Below are 26,758 nucleotides of genomic sequence, written 5' to 3' on the forward strand. Positions count from 1 at the left end.
GCAGAGTCGCGACAGCCTGATTATCCCCTGCATTAACCCGCTACCTGCGAGCATGTCGCCGCGCTGCAAGACGCAAATGCGACACGTCACGCAACCCCGGCATCCGCCCGCTGTCTCAGCGCTACAATCTGCCGCCAGTTTCGGGTAAACTTGTGCGTTAATTTTCCTGTCCCATCGCACATAAGAAAGACGCTAAAGCCATGTTTGAAATCAACCCGGTCAAAAACCGTATTCAGGACCTCAGTGAGCGCAGCGACGTTCTTCGGGGGTATCTTTGACTACGATGCCAAGAAAGAACGCCTCGAAGAAGTAAACGCCGAGCTGGAACAGCCCGATGTCTGGAACGAACCTGAGCGTGCTCAGGCGCTGGGCAAAGAGCGCTCCTCGCTGGAAGCCATCGTACAGACGCTGGATCAGATGTCGCAGGGCCTGGAAGATGTGCAGGGTCTGCTTGAGCTGGCCGTAGAAGCGGAAGACGAAGAGACCTTCAACGAAGCCGTTGCCGAGCTGGATGTGCTTGAGGGCAAGCTGGGCGAACTGGAATTCCGCCGCATGTTCTCCGGCGAGTATGACAGCGCCGACTGCTACATTGACCTGCAGGCGGGTTCCGGCGGCACCGAAGCGCAGGACTGGGCCAGCATGCTGATGCGTATGTATCTGCGTTGGGCCGAAGCAAAAGGCTTCAAAACCGAAATTATCGAAGAGTCTGAAGGTGAAGTTGCGGGCATCAAGTCTGTGACCATTCGCGTATCAGGCGACTACGCCTTTGGCTGGTTGCGCACCGAAACGGGCGTGCATCGCCTGGTGCGTAAGAGCCCATTCGACTCCGGCGGCCGTCGTCACACCTCCTTCAGCTCCGCCTTTATTTACCCGGAAGTGGATGACGATATTGATATCGACATCAACCCGGCCGATCTGCGCATTGATGTCTATCGTGCGTCTGGTGCGGGCGGTCAGCACGTTAACCGGACCGAATCTGCGGTGCGTATTACCCATATTCCAACCGGCACCGTCACCCAGTGTCAGAACGACCGTTCTCAGCACAAGAACAAAGATCAGGCAATGAAGCAGATGAAAGCGAAGCTGTACGAGCTTGAGATGCAAAAGAAAAATGCTGAGAAACAGGCGCTGGAGGACAACAAGTCCGACATTGGCTGGGGAAGTCAGATCCGTTCTTACGTTCTCGATGATGCACGCATCAAAGATCTGCGCACCGGCGTAGAGACGCGTAACACCCAGGCGGTGCTGGACGGCGATCTGGATCGTTTCATTGAAGCTAGTTTAAAAGCAGGGTTATAGACATGTCTGAACAACAACCGCAGAGCGCTGATGCCGCCGTTGAGTTAAATAACGAACTGAAAACGCGCCGTGAAAAGCTGAGCGCGCTGCGTGCCAACGGTCTGGCGTTTCCTAACGATTTCCGTCGTGACAGCCTTTCGAACCAGCTGCTGGAAAGCTATGGCGAGAAGAGCAACGAAGAGCTGGAAGAGTTAGGTATCGAAGTCAGCGTTGCCGGACGCATGATGACTCGTCGTATCATGGGTAAAGCCTCCTTCGTCACCCTGCAGGATGTGGGCGGCCGGATTCAGCTTTACGTCTCGCGTGACGATCTGGCGGAAGGCATCTACAACGAGCAGTTTAAGAAATGGGACCTCGGCGATATCCTGGGCGCGCGCGGCAAACTGTTTAGAACCAAAACCGGCGAACTGTCGATTCACTGTTCAGAACTGCGTCTGCTGACCAAAGCACTGCGCCCGCTGCCGGATAAGTTCCACGGCCTGGCCGATCAGGAAACCCGTTACCGTCAGCGTTACCTTGATCTGATCGCCAACGAAGAGTCTCGCAACACCTTCAAAATTCGTTCGCAGATCATGGCCGGTATTCGCCAGTTCATGGTGGGCCGCGACTTTATGGAAGTGGAAACCCCGATGATGCAGGTGATCCCGGGCGGTGCCTCTGCGCGTCCGTTTATCACCCATCACAATGCGCTGGATATCGACATGTATCTGCGTATTGCGCCAGAGCTCTACCTGAAGCGTCTGGTGGTGGGCGGCTTTGATCGCGTGTTCGAGATCAACCGTAACTTCCGTAACGAAGGTATTTCGCCACGTCATAACCCAGAGTTCACCATGATGGAACTCTATATGGCTTATGCGGATTACAAAGATCTGATCGAACTGACCGAAAGCCTGTTCCGTACGCTGGCGCAGGATGTGCTGGGCAGCACGATCGTGCCATATGGCGAGCAGGAGTTTGATTTCGGTAAGCCGTTTGAAAAACTGACCATGCGTGAAGCGATTAAGAAATACCGTCCGGAAACGGATCTGGCCGATCTGGAAGACTTCGACAAAGCCGTGGCGATTGCACAATCCCTGCATATCAAAGTGGAGAAGAGCTGGGGTCTGGGCCGCGTCGTGACCGAGATCTTCGAAGAGACGGCAGAAGCGCATCTGATTCAGCCAACCTTCATTACCGAATATCCGGCTGAAGTCTCTCCGCTGGCACGCCGTAATGACGAGAACCCGGAAATCACCGATCGCTTTGAGTTCTTCATTGGTGGTCGTGAAATCGGCAACGGCTTCTCCGAGCTGAACGATGCAGAAGATCAGGCTGAGCGTTTCCTGCAGCAGGTGAATGCCAAAGATGCGGGTGATGACGAAGCGATGTTCTACGACGAAGACTATGTCACCGCACTGGAACACGGTCTGCCGCCAACCGCGGGTCTGGGCATCGGTATTGACCGTATGGTGATGCTGTTTACCAACAGCCACACTATCCGTGATGTGATCCTGTTCCCGGCACTGCGTCCAGGCAGCAAGTAAGTCTGACTGTTCTCAGAAAAGGCCGGGCATCCCGGCCTTTTTTATGTCTGCTGTTCGCCTCGCCATGCTTGAGTCATGCCGCTTCCTCTGCCAGGCTGAATGTCTCAACCTGGAGCCATCATCATGACGCAACGTCCCGACTGTATTCGCCACTGGCAGGCGCTGGAAGGCGAAGATAACGAACACTATGCCGACAGCTATGAGCGCATGTCGATTGGTGCGCCACTGGGGAGATTGCTGGGATTAACCCGTCTTGGCATTCACCATGAAAGGCTGTTGCCCGGACGCCGCTTGTCTTATCCCCACGCGGAGAGCGCGGAAGAAGAGTTCATTTTTGTGCTTGAAGGACATCCTGACGCCTGGATTAACGGCGAGCTTTATCCACTGTCGCCGGGCGATGCAGTGGCCTTTCCGGCGGGCACGGGCATTTGCCACACCTTTATCAATAACAGCGAGCACGAGGCACGCTTCTTAGTGATAGGGGAGACCAGCAAGCCTGAAAATCGTATTACTTATCCTCTTAACCCGGATTACGAAGCAACCCGTAAAGACAGATGGCTGAATCCGCCCGAACATCCTATGGGCAACCATCCCGGTTTGCCCGACAAAAAATCTTAAGATTTTATCGCCTGATCCAGCCAGGTCTGGAATCGCGAATAGGGCACATAGAGCGCAACGTTCTTATACAACGTCTTACCGCTGGCATTGTCATTGATGTTATTGCTGTAGCCGATAATTACACCTGCCAGCGTGTCGTCTGAGGCGTTATAGACCGCGCCGCCCGACATCCCTTTCACCACACCCGCATTCGCCGCGACGACGACGCAGTCTGGTTTGTTCCAGCTGTTTGCCAGCGTGGTATTAATCAGGTTCTGTCCGCTGGAGCTGACCGGCATGGCCGAAATGAAACTGTAACCGTAGAGATTCACCTGGTCGCCGATATGGCTGTTGCGGAAGCTGGGTGGCAGGTTCATTTCGCTGTTTTTGTGATAGACCACCGCCAGATCGCATTGCGGATGCCAGGCTTTGACGCGGTAAAGTGAAAACTTTGCCACATGCGCGGCGGTCAGGCTGTACTCCGGCGTCAGCGGGATAGTGGTACCGAGCGTACCAATACCCAGCACGGTAGGAATGCCGGTCACGGTCATATCAACCCGTTTTTCAGCCTCTTTACTGTACTCATAATGACCCACCGAGCAGCCGGTTAAGCCAAACACCATTAAGGCTATGAGTCGTTGCATTCTCTCTCCCTGCGTCAGAAGTTGATTACATCACCTGGCAATTGATTAGGGATATATCGGCAACGTTAAAGATTTATTAATTAATTCCGCATTAAAAAGCGTAACCGGTTAACAGAAAATGACAACCTGACCGTGGGGGATTGGGGCTGTGCGGGTCTGGCCTGCAGGCTGGAGACGGAAGATTTTTACGACAACGTGGGAGGATTATTGCGGCGGCGGCAATAATCCTTTGCTGGACGCAGGCTATGTCGCAAATCAGCGCTGTGCTGTAATACTCAACGTGACGCAGATCAAATTCTAACAAGCGTCGAGGGGCGGCGCGTCTGCGCGGTTCACCTGCAAATCAAACCGGGAGAGTGTTATGCCTGTAGCATTAATGGCGCTGGCGTTGAGTGCGTTCGCCATCGGAACCACCGAATTTGTCATTATGGGATTGCTGCCGGAGGTGGCACGTGACCTTCAGGTGTCGATTCCGTCGGCGGGCTGGCTGATCAGTGGCTATGCGCTGGGAGTGGCGATTGGTGCGCCGATTATGGCACTGCTCACCGCCAGACTGCCGCGCAAAAAAACGCTGATCCTGCTGATGGTGATCTTTATTGTCGGCAACCTGCTCTGTGCGCTGGCATACAACTACAACCTGCTGATGCTGGCGCGAATCGTCACCGCGCTCTGTCACGGTGCTTTCTTTGGTATCGGCGCGGTGGTTGCCGCCAGCCTGGTGCCGGCCGGTCGTCAGGCTTCTGCTGTGGCGCTGATGTTTACCGGGCTGACCCTGGCTAACGTGCTGGGCGTTCCGCTGGGCACCAGCTTCGGACAGATGTTTGGCTGGCGCGCCACGTTCTGGGGCGTAGCGGTGATCGGCGTGCTGGCGTTTATCGCCCTGATCGTGAGTCTGCCCAACAATAAAGAGGAGAAGCCGGTTCATCTGGCGAGTGAAATCGGTGCGCTGGCCAACGGCAAACTCTGGCTCTCGCTGCTGATGACGGTGTTCTTTGCCGCGGCGATGTTTGCCCTGTTCAGCTACATTGCGCCGCTGCTGTTAGAGGTAACGGGCATCAGCGATCGGGGTGTCAGCTGGACGCTGTTCCTGATTGGCGCGGGCCTGACAGTGGGTAACATTCTTGGCGGCAAACTGGCCGACTGGAAAGTCTCCTTCAGTCTGATCCTTAGCTTTTCTCTGATCGCCATCTTCTCGCTGCTGTTCAGCTGGACCAGCCATGCGCTGTGGCTGGCGGAGCTCACCCTGTTCCTCTGGGCAATGGCGACCTTTGCCACGGTACCGGGCCTGCAGATCAACGTGGTCCGTCATGGCAAAGAGGCACCGAACCTGGTCTCAACCCTGAACATTTCGGCGTTTAACGTCGGTAATGCGCTGGGTGCCTGGGTCGGCGGGGCAGTCATTGGCCGTGGTTTTGGCCTGACGGCGGTACCGGTTGCGGCAGCTGCGCTGGCCGCTATCGGCCTGCTGATCTGCCTGATCACCTTCCGTAAATCGGGCAGCGCAGCCGCCCGGGTTCGCGCTTAAGCCAGGCGGGCGGCAATACGTGCCGGAAAGTCAGCCACCTGCTGCTGCAGATGGCTGACAAAGGCATCGACCAGCGCTGACGCGGGACGGTGTTGTGGCCTCACCAGGCTGACGGTAAACGGCACCGCCACGCTGAATTTTCGCATCACCACACCGCTGTCGGCGTAATCCAGCGCCGTCAGCGGATTCACAATCGAAATACCCACGCCCGCTCTGACCATCGCGCACACCGATGCGGCGCTGTGCGTCTCCATCACCAGCCGCCGTTCGACGCCCTGATCCTGAAACAGCGCATCCAGCAGCTGACGATAGCTGTCGTTGCGCGACAGGCTGACATACTGTTCGCCGGCAAAGTCGTGCGGTGTCAGTTCTGCACGCTGACTCAGAGGATGATGCTGTGGCAACACGCATACTTCATCACAGGTCAGCAGGGCGAGGCGGTCAGTCCCGGCCGGCGCGTGCTGGGTTTCGGTTAAGCCGATATCGTAGCGCTGTGCCGACAGCCACTCCTCCAGCAGCGGCGACTCCTGCGGAATCACATTCAGGCTCACATCCGGGTAGCGCTGTAAAAACGGCTGACACAGCGGTGGCAGCAACGACTGCGAAAAAACCGGCAGGCAGGCGATCGACAGCTCACCCTGACGAAACTGACGCAACCCTTCTGCCGCTTCCATGATGCGATCCAGCCCATACCAGGATCGCTGTACCTCTTCAAACAGACGTAACCCCTGTACCGTCGGCTGCAGGCGACCGCGTACCCGCCCGAACAACGCTAATCCCAGCTGCTGCTCCAGTCGCGCCAGCTCCCGGCTTACGGTCGGCTGTGAGGTATGCAGCAGCGTAGCAGCCTGGGTCAGGTTGCCGCTGGTCATCACCGCATGAAAAATTTCGATATGCCGCCAGTTAATGTTCGCCACGCCGCCTTCCTATATCCATTCTGAATAGATGCTATTAAAACAGATATTTTTCGCTATAGCATGATTCTGGCTTAATGCAGTTATCGCCACAGGAGAATTGCTATGCCACGTTCATTACAGAGTACCGACACCGCCCTCAACGCCGCTAATCTGCTGCTGCTGGCACGCCGTTATGCCGGTCCATTCTGGGCTTATGACGCACAGATTATTCAGGCGCGTATTGCTCAGCTGCAGGCGTTTGATGTGGTGCGTTTTGCGCAGAAAGCCTGCTCAAATATTCATATCCTGCGCCTGATGCGGGCCGCGGGTGTGAAAGTGGATTCGGTATCGCTGGGTGAGATCGAACGTGCGCTGGCTGCTGGCTACCAGACTGGCGGTGACGAGATCGTCTTCACTGCGGATCTGTTCGATCAGCCGACACTGGCGCGGATTACTGCGTTGAAGGTGCCGGTCAATGCCGGTTCGATTGATATGCTGCATCAGCTCGGCGCGGTGTCACCGGGACATGCGGTGTGGCTGCGGGTGAATCCTGGCTTCGGTCACGGCCATAGCCAGAAAACCAACACCGGCGGCGAAAACAGCAAGCACGGTATCTGGCACGGCGATTTAGCCGAGGCGCTGGCAGCGATTCAGCAGCACGGCCTGAAGCTGGTGGGCATTCACATGCACATTGGCTCAGGCGTCGATTATGCGCATCTGCAGCAGGTCTGTGATGCGATGGTCGGACTGGTGATGGCATCGGGTCAGGATCTGACTGCGATCTCTGCGGGCGGTGGCCTTTCTATTCCTTATCGCTACGGCGAAGAGGCGATCGATACCGATCACTACTTTGGACTGTGGGACGCGGCGCGTCAGCGTATCGCTCAGCATCTGGGTCACGCAGTCAAACTGGAGATTGAACCGGGCCGTTTCCTGGTGGCCGAAGCGGGCGTGCTGGTGTCGCAGGTGCGGGCAGTGAAGTCGATGGGCAGCCGTCACTTTGTGCTGGTCGATGCCGGTTTCAGTGACCTGATGCGTCCCTCCATGTATGGCAGCTATCACCATATCTCGCTGATGGCAGGTGATGAACGGGTGATTGATGAGCAGCAGACCATCGACACGGTAGTGGCCGGTCCGCTGTGCGAATCGGGCGATGTCTTTACCCAGCTGGAGGGCGGCATGGTCGAACCGCGCGCGATGCCGGCAGCAAAAGTGGGCGATTATCTGGTGTTCCACGACACCGGAGCTTACGGTGCCTCTATGTCCTCAAACTACAACAGCCGTCCGCTGATCCCGGAAGTGCTGTTTGAGCTGGGCCAGCCGCGCGAAATCCGTCGCGCGCAGACGATTGAGTCGTTGCTGGCGCTGGAACTCAGCTAATCCTCTCACTCAGGCGGCCACTGTGCCGCCTGTCAGCCAAAGATCTCCTTACGCAGCATCACCAGCTCTGCTGCCAGCTCACGGCACAGCATCGCATTCATCAGGTGATCCTGGGCATGCACCAGAATCAGCGTCACCGGTAATTTGCCGCTTCCCTCATCTGCACCGATCAATGCGGTCTGAATTTTATGTGCGGCTTTTGCCGCACTGTCTGAGGCAGCCAGCGCCGCGTCAGCATCATCCCAATCGCGTTTGCGCGCGCACTGAATTGCCATCATTGCCGATGAGCGTGCTTCCCCGGCATTGATCAGCAATTCCATCATGATCTGTTCATAATCCATACACCCTCCGCTATTGGTATGCCAAATTGGCTTTTTTAATCATACTGGAATGCCAAAAAACGTTTCCGGGAGGTTCATCACAGAAAGAGTCGCCGGGAATCGTCATTTTGGTATGCCACTGGCAGGGAAGACCACGACGACTACAGGAATACCGATCTTACATCTCTGAGGATTGATCATGTCTCTACAGGACCGCCTTATCGATTCCCTGGGCAGCTTCGCCACCCGCTTTAACAGCTACCGCTATATCATGGCGATAAAGGCCTCTTTCATTACCCTGATGCCGGTGATCATCGTCGGTGCATTCTCGGTATTGATCTCAAATATGGTGCTGGACAGCAAAAATGGCCTGGCCAGCTTTGCCGCTCTGGCTTTTTTAGCCGACCTCAAGCCCATTACCAGCAGTATTAATTACGCCACGCTCAGCTTTCTCAATATTGGCGCGGTGTTTCTGATTGGTATCGAACTTGGCCGCATCAACGGGATCAAAACACTGTTTCCTGGGCTGCTGGCGATCATCTGTTTTGTCTCGGTAACGCCGACCACCCTGCAGATGATGGTGGACGGGCAGATACATCTGGTCACAGATGTGCTGGCGAAGCAGTTCTCTGATACTAAAAGCCTGTTTCTTGGCATGTTTATCGCCATTCTGTCGGTAGAAATCTACTGCCGCCTCGAACAGGTTGAGCGGCTGAAAATCAAAATGCCCGACACCGTGCCACCTAACGTTGCCGCTTCTTTTTCTGCGCTCATCCCCTCCATCATCACTGTGACGCTGGTGGCGACCCTGGGCTTTATCTTCCATCGCGTCACCGGCATGTATCTCTACGACGCGGTATACCAGGTGGTTCAGCAGCCACTGGAATCGGTGGTGCAGAGCCTGTGGGGCATTCTGATTCTGATGTTCGTTGCTCAGCTGTTCTGGGTCATTGGCATTCACGGCAACCAGATGGTCAAGCCGATCCGTGAGCCGCTGTTACTGGGGGCAATCCTGGTCAACATGACCGCCTTTGAGCAGGGTAGAGAGGCACCAAACATCATCACTATGCCGTTCTGGGATGTCTATATGAGTATCGGTGGTTCAGGCCTGACCATTGGTCTGCTGACCGCTGTGATGCTGGCGACGCGGCGCAAAGAGATGCGCGAAATTGCCAAGCTGTCGTTCGGACCAGGCATTTTCAATATTAATGAACCGGTAATATTTGGTATGCCGATTATGCTCAACCCGATTCTGGCCATTCCTTTCATCATCACACCCCTGGTAACCGGTTCAATCGGCTACTTCGCTACGGTTTTGGGTTTTGCCGGGAAAGCCGTGGTGATGGTGCCATGGACCACACCACCGATTATCAATGCCTGGCTTTCAACGGCCGGATCAATGGGCGCGGTAGTGACGCAGATTGTCTGCATTCTGGTGTCGGTGCTTATCTACCTGCCGTTCGTGAAAGTCGCCGCGCGCCGCGCCGATGCTGCGGAAGCAAAAAGCCTGCAACCTGAGCTGAACCCCAACCGGACGGAGGTGTTATGAGTCGTCAGACTATCGACATACCTGAGCATTTTATTCTGGGGGCAGCGGCCTCCGCCTGGCAGACAGAAGGCTGGAGTGGAAAAAAAGCGGGGCAGGAGTCCTGGCCTGATGCCTGGTATCAGCAGGATCGTCACGTCTGGCACAATGGCTACGGCCCGGCGATTGCCACCGACTTTATTAATCGCTTTGGCGAAGATGTGGCGCTGATGAAGGCCAGCGGGCTCACGCACTACCGCACGTCAATCAACTGGTCACGTTTCCTGACCGATTATGAAAAAGCCACGGTCGATGAGGAGTATGCGGCTTACTATGACCGGCTGATTGATGAAATGCAGCGTCAGGGTATTGAACTGATGCTCTGTCTGGAGCATTACGAACTGCCTGCCGCGCTGCTGGAGCAATATGGTGGCTGGCAGTCAAAGCATGTGGTTGAACTGTTTATCCGTTATGTCGAACAGGTCTTTGAACGCTATGCCGGTCGGGTAACGCGCTGGTTTGTGTTTAACGAGCCGATTGTTGTGCAGACCCGCGTCTATCTCGACGCACTGCGCTGGCCCTATGAGCAGAACACGCATAAATGGATGCAGTGGAACCATCACAAGAATCTCGCTACCGCCCGGGTCGTTAAGCTGTTCCGTGAGAAAGGCTGTGCTGGCAGCATCGGCACTATTCTCAATCCGGAAGTGACCTATCCGCGATCATCAGCCCCGCACGACCAGAAGGCGGCGCACATCTACGATCTTTTTTATAACCGGGTTTTCCTCGATCCCGCCATTAAAGGCGCGTATCCGGCGGAGCTGCTGGCGCTGCTGGATAAACATCAGATTGAGTGGGAAGCCACGTCGGAAGAGCTGGCGATTATAGCCGCTAATACCGTCGATGAGGTTGGGCTTAACCTCTACTATCCGCATCGCGTGAAGGCGCCGTCCCGCGCCTGGCATCCTGAGACGCCCTTTCATCCCGCCTGGTATTACGAGCACTTTGAGTTGCCTGGCCGGCGCATGAACCGGTCACGCGGCTGGGAAATTCAGCCAGAAATTATCTGGGATATGGCACAGCGAATGCGTGATGAGTACGGCAATATCCCGTGGTTTGTGGCTGAAAGCGGTATGGGCATTGAAAATGAAGCGCAATTTAAAAACGCCGCCGGAGAGATTCAGGACGATTATCGCATCGCGTTTATCAGCGAGCACCTGCGTCAGGCGATCCGCGCCAGCCAGGCTGGCATCAACTGCCTGGGTTACATGCTGTGGGCGTTTACCGACAATGTTTCACCGATGAATGCCTTTAAAAATCGCTATGGGCTGATCGAAATCGACTTAGATAACCAGCGTCAGCGTCGTATGAAGAAATCTGCCCACTGGTTCCGGACGCTGCGCGATACGCAGCAATTTACCCTGTGGCTTGATGATGAGCCGAAATAACGCGAGGAAGCGAGCATGAAACGAATTGTTCTTGCCTGTGCTGCGGGCATGTCGACTTCAATGGTAGTGACGCGGATGGAAAAAGAGGCTGCCGATCGCGGACTGGCTTTTCAGATCTACGCCATTCCTGAGCAAAACCTGCGTGAAGAGCTGCAAAATTACGGTAACGAGGTGGCAGTAGTGCTTCTTGGGCCGCAGGTGCGCTTCAAACTGGAGGAGAACAGAAAACTCACCGACAGCTATCAGTTGCCCATTGCGGTGATCGATACGGTTGCTTACGGCACGCTGAATGGTGCAAAGGTACTCGATCAGGCGCTGGCTTTGATACACTGAGCCCCAGTTTGCGAGCCAGCTTCTCCGGTTCGCGGGCATTGTCGCGCAGGGAACGGCGGCAATGCCGTTAGCGCATTGATTGCAAAGGGTGACAGCGTGGACAAAGCCGAAGCGCCGCAAGAAAAAAAGCAGTATCAGGAAATTGGTCAGCACCTGCGTCAGCAGATCAGTGACGGGCACTATCCGGTGGGATCGCGCCTGCCACCTGAACGTCAGCTGGCTGAGACCTGGGGTGTCAGCCGGACTATCGTGCGCGAGGCGCTATTGATGCTGGAGCTGGAAGGCACGGTGGATATCCGCCAGAGCTCCGGCGTCTATGTGATGCGTATTCCTTCCGCCAGTGATGATGAAGAAGAGGCCTTCTTTCGCAGCGACGTTGGCCCGTTTGAAATGTTGCAGGCGCGTCAGCTGCTGGAGAGCAATATTGCTGCATTTGCCGCAAAAATGGCGACCAAAGCGGACATTGAAAATCTGCGCCGCACCCTGGAACAGGAGCAGCGCGCCATCGCGGCCAACGACAGCAGCCAGGACAACGACAAGTTGTTTCATCTGTTGCTGGCGGGCGCCAGTCAGAATCAGATGCTGCTTGATACTGTCACCAGCATCTGGCGTCATCATGACAGCAGCCCGCTCTGGCAGCAGCTGCGTCCGCAGTTTGAAACCCGCGCTTATCGCCTGAAATGGCTTGGCGATCACCAGACCATTCTGGCGGCCCTGCGTCGGCGTGATGTGATGGGGGCCTGGCAGGCAACCTGGCAGCACCTCGAGAACGTCAAGAACACACTGCTGGAGCTTTCCGATGCCGACGCACCGGACTTCGATGGTTATCTTTTTGACTCAGTGCCGATCTTTCAGGGGAAACTCATGTGATGCAGATTGTCCCGCTCAGCGATGTGCCGCAGTTTGCCGATCAGGTCACCGACTGGCAGTGGCGCGCTTTTGGCGAAGCCAGCAGCCGGGCGTTCTTCGCCAGTGTGGTAAACAGCAGCCTGACCGGCGCTGATTTTCCGGTCACCTTTGTCGCCTTAGAGGCGGGCAGGGCAATCGGCACGGTGGGATTCTGGCGCTGCGATCTGATCAGCCGTCAGGATCTCTATCCGTGGCTGGCGGCGCTCTATGTGGATGAGTCGGCGCGCGGCAAAGGTGTCAGTGAGGCGCTGCAGCAGCATGTCATTGCTTATGCACAGGCTCGCGGCTATCCACGGCTGTGGTTATGGTCAACGTTTGGAGGATATTACGAACGGTCTGGCTGGCTGCCGCAGGGAGAGGCGCTGGAGTATCCCGATAAGCCGGTGAAACTCTATTATCGTGACCTGTGAGAGAGGCCAGCCGCCCCTGCGGCAGCTGGCAACAGATTACTTATGGCGCAGGATAGGTATAGCGGCGGTGGATCGCCTCAATACCTTCCAGAATCTCTGCATTTAAGGTCAGATTGAAGCTGTCGATATTAATCTGCAACTGCTCAAGCGTTGTGGCACCCAGCAGCGTGCTGGCCACAAACGGCTGCTGACGCACATAGGCGAGCGCCATCTGCGACGGGTCAATCTGATGCTGTTGCGCTAACGCCACATATTCGGCAATCGCCTTCTGAGACTGCTCGCCGCTATAGCGGGTAAAGCGGCTGAACAGCGTGTTACGTGCGCCCGCAGGCTGCGCACCGTTCAGATATTTGCCGCTCAGCGTACCAAACGCCAGGCTGGAATACGCCAGCAGCTCGACGCCTTCATGCTGGCTGATTTCGGCCAGACCCACTTCAAAGCTGCGGTTCAGCAGGCTGTAGGGATTCTGAATGCTGATAATGCGCGGCAGTTCATGCTTCTCCGCCAGCTGCAGATAGCGCATCACGCCCCACGCGGTTTCGTTCGACACGCCGATATAACGGATTTTACCGGCGCGCACCTGCTCGGTAAGCGCTTCCAGCGTCTCCAGCAACGTCACCTGCGCCGTGGTCTCGCTGTACTGATAGCCCAGCTTGCCAAAATAGTTGGTCTGGCGCTGTGGCCAGTGCAGCTGGTAGAGATCAAGGTAGTCGGTGTTCAGACGTTTCAGACTGGCATCGAGTGCGGCGCGGATGTTTTTACGGTCCAGTGCCATATCCGGGCGAATCGACGCATCATTGCCGCGTGACGGACCCGCCACTTTACTGGCCAGAATGATTTTGTCGCGGCTGCCGCGCTGTTTAAGCCAGCTGCCAATGTATTGTTCGGTCAGACCCTGGGTTTCCGGGCGCGGTGGCACCGGATACATTTCAGCGGTATCAATAAAGTTGATGCCGGAACGGATAGCCAAATCCAGCTGAGCATGGGCGTCGGCTTCGCTGTTCTGTTCGCCAAACGTCATAGTGCCCAACCCCAGCTGACTCACTTCCAGCGTGCTGTGGGGAATACGATGATAGTGCATTGCCAGCTTCCTTTTTTTATGGAATGGAATGTTGTGTCCTCAGGGACTATAGCGCGAGCAACGGCGGGGAAGGAAGGGGGAAAAGTCGGGGAAATCACCTGCCAGCGCGGAATCGGTGGCAGGTAATTAAATCGGGCACTTAACGTTCAATGATCGTTGAGACCTCATCGCTGTTAATCTGTACCTCGTGACCCGTCTGGTCGGTGTACTGCACCAGGCCGGTCTCTTTATCAATGCTCGGCTTGCCCTCGGTCATGATCATCCGGCCATCTTTGGTCGCCATGACATAATCAGAACTGCATCCACTCAGGAACGCTGCGGTTACCATCACCAGTGCTACGCCTGCCAACCCTTTCATCACGCCTCTTCCTCACAAATCGTTAAGTGCAAAAAGTGTAGTAATAAATGGTTTTGCCGGCAGGGTTAATCGTAGGATTCTGAAAATAACCGGGCGAGCAGGCTCGCCCTTGACTTTCTCAGGCGTGCTTTTTCTTGCTGCGCATCAGGTTTAGGCACTCAACCGCCATGGAGAAGAACATAGCGAAATAAATGTAACCTTTTGGTACGTGGACCGCGAAACTCTCCAGAATCAGGGTAAAACCGACCAGAATAAGGAAGGAGAGTGCCAGCATTTTCACTGACGGATGGCGCTCGACGAACTCACCAATGGCGCGTGCGGCAAACATCATCATCAGCACCGCAATCACGACGGCTGCCATCATAATGAACAGATGATCGGAGAGGCCGATGGCGGTGATCACCGAGTCGAGGCTGAAAATGATGTCGAGCATCATGATCTGCACAATCGCGCCAAGGAACGAATGAACGCGGGTATTGTGTTCGCCTTCGCTGCCTTCAATCGTTTCATGGATCTCCATGCTCGATTTCCACAGCAGGAACAGACCGCCAAACAGCAGGATCAGATCGCGCGCCGAGAACGCATGATCCATCAGCGTAAACAGCGGATTAGTCAGACGGGCGACCCAGGCGATGGAAGCCAGCAGGCCAAGACGCATTAACATCGCACCCATCAGACCAATGCGGCGTGCACTGGCTTGCTGGTGTTTTGGCAGTTTAGCGACCACCAGCGACAGGAAAATGATGTTATCAATACCCAGCACCACCTCAAGGATGGTCAGGGTGCCCAGCGCCAGCCAGGCGTTGGGATCGGAAATCCACTCAAACATACCGGCATTCAATCCTAAACGAAAAGTAAACGGCGATTATACGCATTGAATTCACCAATCTCCCACAAAATTGCGACGATGGTCGCGCAGGATAAGCGATTTACAGGAGAAAATGGCGTGCCAGCAGGGGGCCGGTGAAGCTCTTCTTCAGGTAGAAGCCGCGCGGCAGGGTCATGATGGGCTGGCCCTGATCGCCGATTCCCTCGGTCAGTGCCTTACTGTTGGCGGCTTTGGGCCGGATTTGCAGCCAGGCACCATGGCGTGCGGTAATCTGCTCAACGCGCCCCAGCACGATCATATCCATTAGCTCTTCCCAGTCCTGACGCAGCATCTCATCTTCTTCCGCATTCGGGCTCCATAACAGCGGCGCGCCGACACGGCGTTCCCGCAGCGGAATCTCGCGTCCGCCTTCAACCGGGATCCAAAGCACCCGCGCCAGCTTGTGACGCACATGGCTGGTGAGCCAGGTCACGCCGCTGTTACCGGTCAGCGGTGCGACGCAGACAAAGGTGGTTTCCAGCGGTTTACCCTGTGCATCAATCGGGATGGTTTTCAGTTCGATACCGAGATGGGCAAAGTCCTGTTCCGCTTTGCTGCCTGCACTCGCCCCAAGGTGCCACTCCAGCAGCATGCCGACCCAGCCTTTATCGCGTTTAAGATCCGCAGGCATGGGCAGGCCGGCACGCGCAGCCAGCGTTTCCATAGGTAATCCGGCTAAATCCTGCGCGCGTGCCAGCAGGCTGGCTTCATCTTCGGGTGGTCCTGGTGGATAACGCATGTTGATAACTCGTAATGGTTAAAATTCGTACAGCTGCGGGTGGTTAAGTTGTCCCGCTAAAATAAATCGTGTCCGGGATCGATAATAACATGATAGATCATGCTTTTTTAGGTGGATTGACCTTGCGCTATCCGCAGTGGGCCAGGGTTATCCCAGCTTACCCGCAACAATGAACAGGATCTCCAGCCCGGTTATCCACAGAAAAGTGGGATAACCCCCTTATGTTTGCGGTACTGGTTCCATTTACAGCCTTGACTTTTCGCTATTTGACCAAATTTTCACCGCCCTGACCTAACCCTGAGCAATTATCTGTGGATAAAAAGCACTGTGCTTATAATTTAGCCAATTGTCAGTGGGCGTAAAAATATTCGCTGTTTATAAAAAGCCGATGAAGTGAGATTCTGCATTAATTTAATTATTAATCAATAAGATAATAAACTAAGTCTTTTCGGCATTCCCTGGTGTGATGGCAGGGTTATTCAGTTAACTCCCGCGTTCTGCACAAAGCTATCCACAGAAAAGGTGAATAAGATCGATCTTTTTTGTGGTCTTTGTTTATAACTTTGCCCTTTTCTGTGAGTTATCCCGCTATTGATGGCTCAACCCCCCATGAATCCAGTGGTTTACCGCCTGTAAGGAGTGTGAAACAATCAAGCCATTCAAATTTTGCTTTGAGGTAGTCCGGTGATCGATGATGATGGCTACCGCCCGAATGTTGGTATCGTAATCTGTAACCGGCAGGGACAAGTGTTATGGGCCAGGCGCTTTGGACAGCACTCCTGGCAATTTCCTCAGGGAGGCATCAATCCCGGTGAAACCGCAGAACAGGCGATGTATCGCGAACTGTTCGAAGAGGTCGGATTACACCGGAAAGATGTTCGAATACTTGCCTCTACCCGTAACTGGTTGCGTTACAAGTTGCCAAAACGTTTGGTGCGTTGGGACACAAAGCCGGTATGTATCGGCCAGAAACAAAAGTGGTTTCTTCTGCAGTTAATGTGTAATGACGCGGATATCAATGTGCAGCACAGCAGCACGCCGGAATTTGACGGCTGGCGCTGGGTCAGTTTCTGGTATCCGGTGCGTCAGGTTGTCTCCTTTAAGCGCGATGTCTATCGTCGGGTAATGAAGGAATTCGCTGGCGTGGTGATGTCTATGCAGGAGAGTGCGGGGCAGCGAAATAATCCTGCCCATCGACGTAAGAGAGGATAGGCCACGCCCTTTATGCTCACTCAGTTGCGCGAAATTGTAGAAAAAGTGGCGAGTGCGCCGCGTCTCAATGAAGCACTCGACATCCTGGTCAATGAGATCTGTCTGGCGATGGACACGGAAGTCTGTTCCGTTTACCTCGCCGACCACGATCGTCGCTGCTATTACCTGATGGCGACGCGCGGCCTCAAAAAACCGCGTGGCCGCACCGTGACGCTGGCGTTTGACGAAGGTATCGTCGGTTTAGTGGGCCGTCTGGCCGAACCGATTAACCTTGCTGACGCCCAGAGTCACCCCAGTTTTAAATATATCCCCGCAGTCAAAGAGGAGCGTTATCGCTCCTTCCTCGGCGTGCCCATTATCAGCCGTCGCCAGCTTCTTGGCGTGCTGGTGGTGCAGCAGCGCGAACACCGTCAGTTTGATGAAAGCGAAGAGTCATTCCTGGTTACGCTCGCTACCCAGATGGCGGCGCTGCTGTCGCAGTCTCAGATGGGTCAGCTGTTTGGTCAGTTCCGGCAGACGCGGGTGCGCGCCATTGCGGCAGCGCCTGGCGTAGCGGTGGCACCCGGCTGGGTCGATGAGACGCAGCCTCTGCTCGATCAGGTTTCGGCCGCCTCGACGCTGGATGTGCAGCGTGAACGTGAGCGTCTGTCGCTTGCTATGAGCGAAGCGGCCAGTGAATTCCGCCGCTTCAGCAAACGTTTCAGCGCCAGCGCACAAAAAGAGAGCGCGGCCATTTTCGATCTCTACTCTCACCTGTTAACCGATGCCCGGCTGAAGAAAGATCTGTTCGACGAGATCGAGCGCGGATCGGTCGCGGAGTGGGCTGTGAAACAGGTGATCGAGAAGTTTGCTGAACAGTTCGCCAGCCTGACTGACAACTACCTGCGTGAACGTGCAGGCGATCTGCGGGTGCTGGGTCAGCGTCTGCTGTTTCACCTCGATGATACTCTGGTCGGCACCAATGCCTGGCCGGAACGCTTTGTGCTGGTCGCCGATGAGCTGACCGCCACTACCTTAGCGGAGCTGCCGCAGGAGCGGCTGGCGGGTGTGGTAGTGCGTGACGGCGCGGCTAACTCCCACGCGGCGATCCTGACGCGCGCCATGGGCATCCCGACGGTGATGGGCGCTGACATCCAGCCTCATCAGCTCAACAAACGCCTGCTGATCGTTGATGGCTATCGTGGTGAACTGCTGATCGATCCCGAGCCGGTACTGGTGCAGGAGTATCAGCGGCTAATCAGCGAAGAGAATGCGCTGAGCAAAATGGCGGAAGGCGTGGTCGATCAGCCGGGTGAGCTGAAAAGTGGCGAACGCGTGCAGGTGATGCTCAATGCCGGATTAAGCCCGGAACATGAACAGGCGCTGGGCAGCTGGGTGGATGGTATCGGCCTCTACCGCACCGAAATCCCGTTTATGCTGCAGAACGGCTTCCCGTCGGAAGAGGAGCAGGTGGCGCAGTATCAGGGCATGTTGCAGCTGTTCCACAACAAGCCGGTAACGCTGCGAACGCTGGATGTCGGGGCAGACAAACAGCTGCCCTACATGCCGATCAGTGAAGAGAATCCCTGCCTGGGCTGGCGTGGCATCCGCCTGACGCTCGACCAGCCGGAAATTTTCCTGGTGCAGGTGCGCGCGATGCTGCGCGCCAATGCTGCCTCCGGCAACCTCAGTATCCTGCTGCCGATGATTAGTCATATCGACGAGATCGACGACGCAAAACAGCTGATCGATCGCGCCGGACGCGAAGTGGAAGAGATGCTGGGCTATGCGATTCCCGCGCCGCGTATCGGCATCATGATCGAAGTGCCGTCGATGCTGTTTATGATCCCGCATCTGGCGTCACGGGTCGATTTTGTCTCGGTCGGCACCAACGACCTGACGCAGTATCTGCTGGCGGTGGATCGCAACAATACCCGCGTCGCGAACCTGTATGACTCGCTGCATCCGGCGATGCTGCGCGCACTGAATGCGATTGCGCAGGAAGCCCGCCTGGCCAATCTGGAATTGTGTCTGTGTGGTGAAATGGCAGGCGATCCGATGTGCGTCGCGCTGCTGGTCGGCCTGGGTTATCACCATCTCAGCATGAACGGTAAAAACGTACCGCGCGTTAAGTACCTGTTGCGTCATCTGGATCATGAAGAGGTACAGAAGCTCAGCGAGCAGGGAATGAATGCCGACACTGCCACCGAAGTTCGCCATCTGGTCTCGGCCTTTATGGAGCGGCGCGGATTAGGTGGGCTTATCCGTGGTGGTCGTTAACTGCCTGACCCATCAGGCTATTTTATTTGCCATTCTGGCCCTGGGCAGTGCTCACACAGGCTGCTTTAGCAACCTGAACGCCCGTCAGGGCGGCCCTGAAAGGGCGAGCACAGCGAGTAATCCTCACGTACTACGTGTACGCTCCGGTTGTTCCGCGCTGTCCGTGTCCAGACTGGCTGCAACAATGTACGCCTGACGGGTCAGGTTTTACGCGTTTACATTTGCAAGACAATTCACAAAACCGGCTGTGCTATGATGCGCAGCCTTAATTTATGTGCCTGACAACGCCCCTTTTCAGGGTTGAAAAATAGACGGTGAATGATGAATAACGGCTATATTGCATTTCCGCAGTTCGATCCGGTGATCTTCTCGATCGGACCGGTTTCGCTGCACTGGTACGGTCTGATGTATCTGGTGGGCTTTGTTTTCGCCATGTGGCTGGCAGTACGCCGCGCCAATCAGCCTGGCAGCGGCTGGAAAAAAGAGGAAGTTGAGAACCTGCTTTACGCCGGTTTCCTGGGCGTCTTCCTGGGCGGCCGTATCGGCTATGTCCTGTTTTACAACTTACCGCTGTTCCTGGAAAATCCTCTCTATCTGTTCAAAGTCTGGGATGGCGGCATGTCGTTCCACGGTGGCCTGATCGGGGTGATTGTGGTGATGCTGATCTTTGCCCGCCGCACTAAACGTAATTTCTTCCAGGTTTCGGATTTCATTGCGCCGCTGATCCCGTTTGGTCTGGGTGCCGGTCGTCTCGGCAACTTTATTAACGGCGAGCTGTGGGGACGTGTCGATCCGGGCTTCCGTTACGCCATGCTGTTCCCTGGCTCCCGCAGCGAAGATGTCGCGCTGGCCGCCACCAATCCGCAATATCAGGAACTGCTTAACACCTACGGCGTACTGCCACGTCATGCTTCGCAGCTCTATGAACTGGCGCTGGAAGGTGTGGTGCTGTTTATCATTCTGAACCTGTTTATTCGCAAGCCGCGCCCGATGGGCAGCGTCTCTGGCCTGTTCCTGATTGGCTACGGTGCCTTCCGTATCATCGTTGAGTTCTTCCGCCAGCCGGATGCCCAGCTTGGCCTGTTTGAAGGCGGAATCAGTATGGGACAGATCCTCTCTGTGCCGATGATTGTTGCCGGTATTATTATGATGATCTGGGCGTATCGTCGTCGCCCACAGCCACAATTTCGCGAGGAAAAATGAAACAGTATCTGGATTTAATGCAACATGTGCTGCACGAAGGCACACCAAAAGCTGACCGTACCGGCACGGGTACGCTTTCAATTTTTGGTCACCAGATGCGTTTCAATCTGCAGGATGGTTTTCCGCTGGTCACCACCAAGAAATGCCATATTCGCTCCATTATTCATGAGCTGCTATGGTTCCTGAAAGGTGACACCAACATCGGTTATCTTAAGGAAAATAACGTCTCCATCTGGGACGAGTGGGCAGATGAGAATGGCGATCTCGGCCCGGTGTATGGCAAACAGTGGCGCAGCTGGGGCACGGCCAGCGGTCAGGAAATTGACCAGTTAAGCCAGGTGATGGAGCAGCTGAAGCGCGATCCTGACTCACGGCGGATTATCGTTTCTGCCTGGAACGTTGGTGAGCTCAGCGAGATGGCGCTGGCACCGTGCCATGCGTTCTTCCAGTTCTATGTGGCGGACGGCAAGCTCTCCTGCCAGCTTTACCAGCGCTCGTGCGACATCTTCCTGGGTTTGCCGTTTAACATCGCCAGCTATGCGCTGCTGGTGCATATGGTGGCGCAGCAGTGCGATCTGCAGGTGGGCGACTTCGTCTGGACGGGTGGTGATACGCACCTCTACAGCAACCATCTGGAGCAGGCGCGCCTGCAACTGACCCGCGAGCCGCGTCCGTTGCCAAAGCTGGTGATCAAACGCAAACCAGCGTCACTGTTTGACTATCAGTTCGACGATTTCGAGATTGAAGGCTACGATCCGCATCCCGCGATCAAAGCGCCTGTCGCCATCTGATCCGCAGTAAACGATAACGCCCTGGCAACTTCGCCGGGGCTTTTTTTTGCCTGCATACCGGTAAATCTGCGGCACCACTCGCACGCTTCTGCCACTGCCTGTGTGGGGGGGATGATTCTCTGCGGCACGCTTTCCAGCCTGTCACAACACCTGTTGTTTCGCCTGTTCATCACCCGCACTCTGACGCCATGAAAACATCACACTTACGCGGTTTTACCCTGCCGGAGCTGCTGCTGGTAATGGTGATTGCCGGCATTCTAAGCCTTGCCGCGCTACACGGCTGGCAGCGCTGGCAACAGCGGCAGCAACTGCGCGACAGCGCTCAGCAATTGCAGGGATTCCTGCTACGACTGCGTGCCCAGGCCAACCGGCAAAATAGCGACCTGGTGTTATGGTCACAGCCTGGCGATCCCTGGTGCATCGGCGCCGGCAGCCGCCCCGTTACGGGGTGTGTTCACGGGAAACGGCTGCATTTCATCGCGCCGCATGCGGGCGTGGCGCTCTATGACATTCGGGGCGAGCCGGGTTTCTATGGCCGCCGCAATGTCGCTAAGGCGGGCAGTATAGAGCTGGGGAACAGTGCCGGACGCATGCGGCTGATTATCTCAGCCAGAGCCCGTATTCGCCTCTGCATGATGGATGAGGAGACGTGCCGTTGAAAATCGCCGGATTCAGCCTGCTGGAGATGCTAATCGCCATGGCAATCAGCGCGGTCGTCATGTTAAGTACCGGGCGTTTTCTGCCGCTGCTGCTGGCAGAGAGTGCTGGCGTACTGCAACAGGCGCAGCTGCGTCAGGAGTTACAGCAGATGATGGCCACGCTGGAAAAGGCGGTTCGGCGTGCCGGTTATTGTCACGGTGAGTGCGGCAGTGGTGCGCTGAAAATCAGCGAGAACTGCCTGCTGCTGCGTTGGGATGAGAACAGCAACGGTAAATGGGAACCAGTGAGCCATACGGAGAGTGACTATTACGGCTTTCGCCTGCGTCAGCAGCAGCTTGAGATGCAGCGCGGTGTTGATCAGTGTCAGTCAGCGGGCTGGGAACGGCTCTCCGATCCCGCATTCATGACAGTGGAGCAGTTCGGCATCAGCCAGCAGGGTACACAGGTCAGGATCGTGCTGCAGGGACGGGCCGGACGCTGGCTTGAAACGGTGGAGAGCTGGATAGAGGGCGTGAACCTGTGAAGCAGCGAGGCAGCAGTGCGCTGGGCATGGTGCTGATGATTATGGTGATCGGCAGCTTTACGCTGCATGCCAGCCGAAAGATGTCTGAGCAGGGAATGCGACTGCTGGCGGATGAGCAGCAGTTTATTCAGGATTTCTGGCGGGCGCAGTCGGCGCTGCAATGGGGTCTTTCCCTGAGCTGGCCAGCGACGGAGTCTGCCCTGTGTCAACAGGATGATCGTCAGGGCTGGCGCAGCTGTTTACAGCGAGGTGAAAAGGATGAAGGTCTGCTTAAAGGTGAGGCCAGCGGCAGTGGCATGGCGGTATGGCATTGGGTGCGTTTACGGGGCAATCAGATTAGTGCGCTGCCGCACGGCTGGATTGATTACTGTCCGCTCACGTCCCCGGCAACCTGCCAGTAAATGCGGCGGATTCAGTCTGCCGGAAGTGTTGTTTGCTCTGCTGTTAATGGCATTAAGCAGCAGCACGCTGTTGCACTATCATCGCGCACTGGCGCTGGGATTCAGTCAGCAGTGGTATCAGCGCGAGGCATGGCGGGTGGCTGAGCAGCGCCTGGCAGGGCATGACGTTGCGGGCTGGACATCTGCGCTGCAACAGCAGAGCGGCCCTTCAGGCTGCACCCTGGAGCGGGCTGACGTGACGGGGCCTTATCAGCGCCGCGCTACGCTGACGCGGCTGCGATGTTAAAGGTCGCGGGTCGCCCTTTTGATGGGTTTCAACCGCGATACGCGGTAAAGTGACAGAGCCGCAATACCGCAGTCACGTTCTGAGTTATCACAGGAGTTTTCATGTTTCACGTTTATCACTCAAATCAGCTTGATGTGCTGAAGATTCTGGCGGCGGCGGTGATTAAACATGATCCTCTTGATGATCCTTTCGCCTCAGAAATGGTGCTGGTGCAGAGCCCGGGAATGGCGCAATGGCTGCAGATGGAGCTGGCGCAAACCTTTGGCATTGCGGCCAATATCGAATTCCCGCTGCCTGCCAGTTTTATCTGGGAGATGTTCGTCCGCGTACTGCCCGATATCCCGGTAGAAAGTGCTTTCAGCAAGGCCAGCATGGGCTGGAAGCTGATGCACCGGCTGCCGGTGATGCTCGAACAGGAAGAGTTTATCTCTTTACGCCACTATCTCCATGACGACGGCGACAAGCGAAAACTGTATCAGCTCAGTTCACGCGTGGCCGATCTGTTCGACCAGTATCTGGTTTATCGTGCCGACTGGCTCAACAGCTGGGAGCGTGGCGAAACCATTGACGGACTGGGCGAAGCGCAGCGCTGGCAGGCCGCACTGTGGCGCGATCTGGTAAGTTATACCCAGGCGCTGCGCCAGCCCGGATGGCACCGTGCCAACCTCTATTCGCGATTTATCCAGACGCTGGAGCTGGCGAAAACCACGCCGGAAAATCTGCCGAAACGGGTCTTCATCTGTGGTATCTCTGCGCTGCCGCCGGTCTATCTGCAGGCGTTGCAGGCGCTGGGACGTCACATCGACATTCATCTGCTGTTCACCAATCCCTGCCGCGACTACTGGGGCGACATTCAGGACTATGCGTTTCTGGCGAAACTGCAGAGCCGTCAGCGCCGACGTCATGGTGCCGATGAATCACGCGGACTTTTCCGGGATGCAGAGCAGGCTCCGGCGCTGTTTAACGACGCTGGTGAACAGCAGCTCACTAACCCGCTGCTTGCCTCATGGGGCAAGCTGGGGCGCGATAACCTGTTCCTGCTCAGTCAGATGGAGTCAAACGACGATATTGATGCGTTTGTGGATGTGGAGCCGGATAACCTGCTGCACTGCATGCAGCACGATCTTCTCAACCTGCAGGATAACGCCGTCATCGGGCTGAATGCGGCGGAACTGGCGCACAGCGATCAGAAGCGCTGCCTTGATCCGGAGGACCGCTCCATTGCGGTTCAGGTCTGCCACAGCGCCCAGCGTGAAGTCGAAGTATTGCAGGATCATCTGCTGGCGATGATGGAGGCCGATCCGACGCTGAAAGCGCGTGACATTATCGTCATGGTGGCCGATATCGACGCTTACGCGCCGTTTATTCAGGCGGTGTTCGCCAACGCACCCGCCGATCGCTACCTGCCGTTTGCGATTTCAGACCGGCGGGCCAGTCAGGCGCATCCGGCCATTGTGGCATTTCTGAATCTGCTGGCACTGCCGGACAGCCGTTTTGTCTCAGAGGATGTCCTGGCGCTGCTGGATGTTCCGGCGCTGGCTGCTCACTTCTCTATTGATGAAAGTGGCCTGCGTTTACTCCGGCGCTGGGTCAGCGAATCGGGTGTGCGCTGGGGGCTGGATGATGCCAGCGTAGAAGCGCTGTCACTCCCGATTACCGGCCAGCACACCTGGCGCTTTGGCCTGCAGCGCATGCTGCTGGGTTATGCAATGGAGAGCCACAACGGTGACTGGGAAGGGATTCTGCCTTATGACGAGTCGAGTGGTCTGGTAGGGGAACTGGCGGGACATCTGGCTGAGCTGCTCTCCCGGCTTAATCACTGGCGACAGCTGCTGGCCGAACCCCGTCCGCTGGTCGCCTGGCTGCCACTATGCCGGGAATTGCTGAACGCCTTTTTCAGCCCCGATGCAGAAACCGAGGCTGCCCTGCTGCTGGTGGAAGAGCAGTGGCAGCAATTGATCGAATATGGGATGGATGCACGCTTTGAAGAGGCGATTCCGGTGGCGCTGCTGCGCGATGATCTGCGCAGCCGCCTTGATCAGCAGCGCATCAGCCAGCGTTTTCTGGCCGGACAGATTAACTTCTGCACCCTGATGCCGATGCGCTCCATTCCTTTTCAGCTGGTCTGTCTGCTCGGCATGAACGACGGCGTCTATCCCCGGACCCTGGCACCATTAGGCTTTGACCTGATGCAGCAGCAGTCCCGCAAAGGCGACCGCAGTCGCCGCGATGATGATCGCTATCTCTTCCTGGAGGCGATGATTTCGGCACAGCAGCAGCTTTACATCAGTTATATCGGTCGGGCGATTCAGGATAATACGGAACGCTACCCGTCGGTGCTGGTCACAGAACTGCTGGATTACATTGGACAGAGTTTTTATCTGGAGGGTGACGGTCATCTTGAGCTGGATGAGAGTGCCGAACGGGTGCGGGTGCACCTGCAGCACCTGCACAGCCGGATGCCCTTTGCTGCAGAAAACTTCCAGCCGGCTGCCAGACTGCAGAGCTTCGCCCGTGAGTGGCTGCCTGCCGCGCAGGGAGCAGGGAAGCCGCAACCCGATTTTGTTCAGCCGCTGGAAGCGCCGTTAATTGATGCGCTGACGCTGGAAGCGTTTCTGCGTTTCTGGCGGCATCCGGTCCGCGCCTGGTTCCACCAGCGGCTCGGCGTGAGTTTCTGGCTGGAGGAGAACGAACTGCCCGACAGCGAGCCGTTTGCGCTCGACAACCTGGAGCGTTACCAGATCAATGCGCAGCTGCTGAATGCCCTGGTCGAAGGCGAGGACACCCAGCGGCTTTATGCGCACCATCGCGCGGCCGGTAATCTGCCTTACGGCGCGTTCGGTGAGCTGTTCTGGCAGGCGCAGCGTGATGAGATGCAGGAGGTGGCTGCTGAAGTGGTCACTCAGCGCAGTGATGGCGAGAGCTGGGAAGTAAACCTGCAGCTGGAGCAGGTCAGCTTAACCGGCTGGCTGACGCAGGTGCAGAGTGATGGATTACTGCGCTGGCGACCTGGCGTGCTTAACATGAACGACGGACTGTTACTCTGGCTGGAGCACCTGGTCTACTGCGCGCTGGGCGGCACCGGCAGCAGCCGGATGTTTGGCCGGCAACAGAGCCGCTGGTGTTTCCTCGCCGTACCTCAGGCTGAGGCGATCGCTGCGCTGAATGAATATGTCGCAGGCTATCTCGCCGGTATGCGCCAGCCGCTGATGTTGCTTAACAAAAGTGGCGGCGCGTGGCTGACCGCCAGCTATGACAAAAAAAGCCAGCAGATGCTGACCGATGAAGCGACGCAGCTCAAAGCGCGTAATCGACTGCTGACCGCCTGGCAGGGTAACTATCAGGTTGAGGGCGAGGGCGGCGATCCCTATCTGCAGCGTCTTTGCCGTGTGCTGGATGAGCCACAACTGCAGCAGATAACTGAGGCAGCACAGCGCTGGTATTTACCGGTGCTGGCTGCACATCAGGATGATGAATAGCAGGCCAGAAGGCATTTTTGCTGACTGGCTTATTACACAGAAATTTTGCTCTGCTTTGAGCCGCCGTGTCAGAGATTGGCGGCTTATCG

The 26,758-nt window shown here is 56.2% G+C and carries 26 protein-coding genes; 19 read left to right on the plus strand and 7 right to left on the minus strand.

The annotated features are described in order from the left end of the window. The first annotated feature begins 200 nt into the window (after positions 1–200). The 3 genes from prfB (at position 201) to EGO56_RS03910 (ending at position 3,440) form a co-directional block, all read left to right on the plus strand. Positions 201–1,299 (plus strand): peptide chain release factor 2 gene (prfB, locus tag EGO56_RS03900; protein WP_100228839.1). Its coding sequence is split into 2 segments (ribosomal slippage): positions 201–275 and positions 277–1,299, totalling 1,098 coding nucleotides; the frame shifts between segments, so codons are not numbered across the junction. A gap of 2 nt (positions 1,300–1,301) precedes the next feature. Continuing rightward, positions 1,302–2,822 carry a lysine--tRNA ligase gene (lysS, locus tag EGO56_RS03905; RefSeq protein ID WP_135907749.1) on the plus strand — a complete coding sequence of 507 codons (1,521 nt, stop codon included), beginning with the start codon at positions 1,302–1,304 and terminating at the stop codon, positions 2,820–2,822. A 123-nt stretch (positions 2,823–2,945) separates the two neighbouring features. Next, the gene (locus tag EGO56_RS03910; protein ID WP_135907750.1) at positions 2,946–3,440 is read left to right on the plus strand and encodes a cupin domain-containing protein; all 495 of its coding nucleotides are present in this window, start codon (positions 2,946–2,948) and stop codon (positions 3,438–3,440) included. Here the strand turns inward: EGO56_RS03910 and EGO56_RS03915 are convergent. Continuing rightward, complete coding sequence (locus EGO56_RS03915) at positions 3,437–4,063, minus strand: trypsin-like peptidase domain-containing protein (RefSeq protein WP_135907751.1); 627 nt, start codon at positions 4,061–4,063, stop codon at positions 3,437–3,439. The two genes, EGO56_RS03910 and EGO56_RS03915, sit on opposite strands and share 4 nt — an antisense overlap. Positions 4,064–4,424: 361 nt before the next feature. Between EGO56_RS03915 and EGO56_RS03920 the strand changes: the two genes are divergently transcribed. Continuing rightward, entirely contained in the window at positions 4,425–5,588 is a 1,164-nt protein-coding gene (locus tag EGO56_RS03920) for an MFS transporter (protein WP_033783996.1), read from the plus strand. Here EGO56_RS03920 and EGO56_RS03925 read toward each other — a convergent pair. After that, positions 5,585–6,505, minus strand: a complete 921-nt coding sequence (locus tag EGO56_RS03925) for a LysR family transcriptional regulator (RefSeq protein ID WP_013358926.1) — start codon at positions 6,503–6,505, stop codon at positions 5,585–5,587. The two genes, EGO56_RS03920 and EGO56_RS03925, sit on opposite strands and share 4 nt — an antisense overlap. Positions 6,506–6,607: 102 nt before the next feature. Between EGO56_RS03925 and lysA the strand changes: the two genes are divergently transcribed. Continuing rightward, a complete protein-coding gene (gene lysA, locus EGO56_RS03930) occupies positions 6,608–7,864 on the plus strand; it encodes a diaminopimelate decarboxylase (RefSeq protein ID WP_135907752.1) in 1,257 nt (418 codons plus the stop codon). A 32-nt stretch (positions 7,865–7,896) separates the two neighbouring features. Here lysA and EGO56_RS03935 read toward each other — a convergent pair whose 3' ends face one another. After that, positions 7,897–8,205 (minus strand): PTS lactose/cellobiose transporter subunit IIA, encoded by a 309-nt coding sequence (locus EGO56_RS03935; protein WP_135907753.1) that lies wholly within the window; start codon positions 8,203–8,205, stop codon positions 7,897–7,899. A gap of 178 nt (positions 8,206–8,383) precedes the next feature. Between EGO56_RS03935 and EGO56_RS03940 the strand changes: the two genes are divergently transcribed. The 5 genes from EGO56_RS03940 (at position 8,384) to EGO56_RS03960 (ending at position 12,809) form a co-directional block, all read left to right on the plus strand. After that, positions 8,384–9,733, plus strand: coding sequence for a PTS sugar transporter subunit IIC (locus tag EGO56_RS03940; RefSeq protein ID WP_135907754.1), 1,350 nt, complete (start codon positions 8,384–8,386; stop codon positions 9,731–9,733). After that, on the plus strand, positions 9,730–11,157 hold the full coding sequence (locus EGO56_RS03945; protein ID WP_135907755.1) for a glycoside hydrolase family 1 protein: 1,428 nt from the start codon (positions 9,730–9,732) through the stop codon (positions 11,155–11,157). Before EGO56_RS03940 ends, EGO56_RS03945 begins: the two co-directional genes overlap by 4 nt. Positions 11,158–11,172: 15 nt before the next feature. Beyond that, a complete protein-coding gene (locus EGO56_RS03950) occupies positions 11,173–11,490 on the plus strand; it encodes a PTS sugar transporter subunit IIB (RefSeq protein ID WP_135907756.1) in 318 nt (105 codons plus the stop codon). 96 nt (positions 11,491–11,586) lie between these two features. Beyond that, positions 11,587–12,360, plus strand: a complete 774-nt coding sequence (locus EGO56_RS03955; protein ID WP_033733824.1) for an FCD domain-containing protein — start codon at positions 11,587–11,589, stop codon at positions 12,358–12,360. Then, on the plus strand, positions 12,357–12,809 hold the full coding sequence (locus tag EGO56_RS03960; RefSeq protein WP_135907757.1) for a GNAT family N-acetyltransferase: 453 nt from the start codon (positions 12,357–12,359) through the stop codon (positions 12,807–12,809). Before EGO56_RS03955 ends, EGO56_RS03960 begins: the two co-directional genes overlap by 4 nt. Positions 12,810–12,849: 40 nt before the next feature. On the opposite strand, the gene EGO56_RS03965 is transcribed toward EGO56_RS03960, so the two are convergent. From EGO56_RS03965 to mutH, 4 genes are all read right to left on the minus strand, one after another. Next, positions 12,850–13,890, minus strand: coding sequence for an NADP(H)-dependent aldo-keto reductase (locus tag EGO56_RS03965; RefSeq protein ID WP_061063274.1), 1,041 nt, complete (start codon positions 13,888–13,890; stop codon positions 12,850–12,852). Between the two features lie 139 nt (positions 13,891–14,029). Continuing rightward, complete coding sequence (locus EGO56_RS03970) at positions 14,030–14,248, minus strand: YgdI/YgdR family lipoprotein (RefSeq protein ID WP_135907758.1); 219 nt, start codon at positions 14,246–14,248, stop codon at positions 14,030–14,032. A gap of 118 nt (positions 14,249–14,366) precedes the next feature. After that, positions 14,367–15,077 (minus strand): TerC family protein, encoded by a 711-nt coding sequence (locus tag EGO56_RS03975; protein ID WP_003853954.1) that lies wholly within the window; start codon positions 15,075–15,077, stop codon positions 14,367–14,369. Positions 15,078–15,177: 100 nt separating this feature from the next. Beyond that, complete coding sequence (mutH, locus tag EGO56_RS03980) at positions 15,178–15,855, minus strand: DNA mismatch repair endonuclease MutH (RefSeq protein ID WP_110330840.1); 678 nt, start codon at positions 15,853–15,855, stop codon at positions 15,178–15,180. Positions 15,856–16,539: 684 nt separating this feature from the next. On the opposite strand from mutH, the gene rppH reads away from it, so the two are divergent. From rppH to recC, 9 genes are all read left to right on the plus strand, one after another. Beyond that, positions 16,540–17,067: an RNA pyrophosphohydrolase gene (gene rppH, locus EGO56_RS03990; protein WP_009087042.1), complete on the plus strand. Its 528-nt coding sequence runs from the start codon at positions 16,540–16,542 to the stop codon at positions 17,065–17,067. 12 nt (positions 17,068–17,079) lie between these two features. After that, positions 17,080–19,326 (plus strand): phosphoenolpyruvate--protein phosphotransferase, encoded by a 2,247-nt coding sequence (gene ptsP / locus EGO56_RS03995; RefSeq protein ID WP_033783993.1) that lies wholly within the window; start codon positions 17,080–17,082, stop codon positions 19,324–19,326. Between the two features lie 321 nt (positions 19,327–19,647). Then, positions 19,648–20,529: a prolipoprotein diacylglyceryl transferase gene (lgt, locus tag EGO56_RS04000; RefSeq protein ID WP_033733822.1), complete on the plus strand. Its 882-nt coding sequence runs from the start codon at positions 19,648–19,650 to the stop codon at positions 20,527–20,529. Continuing rightward, a complete protein-coding gene (gene thyA, locus EGO56_RS04005) occupies positions 20,526–21,320 on the plus strand; it encodes a thymidylate synthase (protein ID WP_013358917.1) in 795 nt (264 codons plus the stop codon). The genes lgt and thyA overlap by 4 nt, the downstream gene beginning before the upstream one ends. Before the next feature lie 188 nt (positions 21,321–21,508). Further along, a complete protein-coding gene (locus EGO56_RS04010; protein WP_135907759.1) occupies positions 21,509–21,979 on the plus strand; it encodes a prepilin-type N-terminal cleavage/methylation domain-containing protein in 471 nt (156 codons plus the stop codon). Continuing rightward, positions 21,976–22,503, plus strand: coding sequence for a prepilin peptidase-dependent protein (locus EGO56_RS04015; RefSeq protein WP_135907760.1), 528 nt, complete (start codon positions 21,976–21,978; stop codon positions 22,501–22,503). Before EGO56_RS04010 ends, EGO56_RS04015 begins: the two co-directional genes overlap by 4 nt. After that, on the plus strand, positions 22,500–22,904 hold the full coding sequence (locus tag EGO56_RS04020) for a DUF2509 family protein (protein ID WP_033733647.1): 405 nt from the start codon (positions 22,500–22,502) through the stop codon (positions 22,902–22,904). The genes EGO56_RS04015 and EGO56_RS04020 overlap by 4 nt, the downstream gene beginning before the upstream one ends. A 46-nt stretch (positions 22,905–22,950) precedes the next feature. Then, positions 22,951–23,190: a prepilin-type N-terminal cleavage/methylation domain-containing protein gene (locus EGO56_RS04025; RefSeq protein ID WP_167493443.1), complete on the plus strand. Its 240-nt coding sequence runs from the start codon at positions 22,951–22,953 to the stop codon at positions 23,188–23,190. Positions 23,191–23,291: 101 nt separating this feature from the next. Then, positions 23,292–26,669, plus strand: a complete 3,378-nt coding sequence (gene recC, locus EGO56_RS04030; RefSeq protein WP_135907761.1) for an exodeoxyribonuclease V subunit gamma — start codon at positions 23,292–23,294, stop codon at positions 26,667–26,669. Positions 26,670–26,758 lie beyond the last annotated feature (89 nt).

It is taken from the genome of Pantoea vagans, assembly GCF_004792415.1.
In the GTDB taxonomy this organism is placed as follows: Bacteria; Pseudomonadota; Gammaproteobacteria; order Enterobacterales; family Enterobacteriaceae; genus Pantoea; species Pantoea vagans.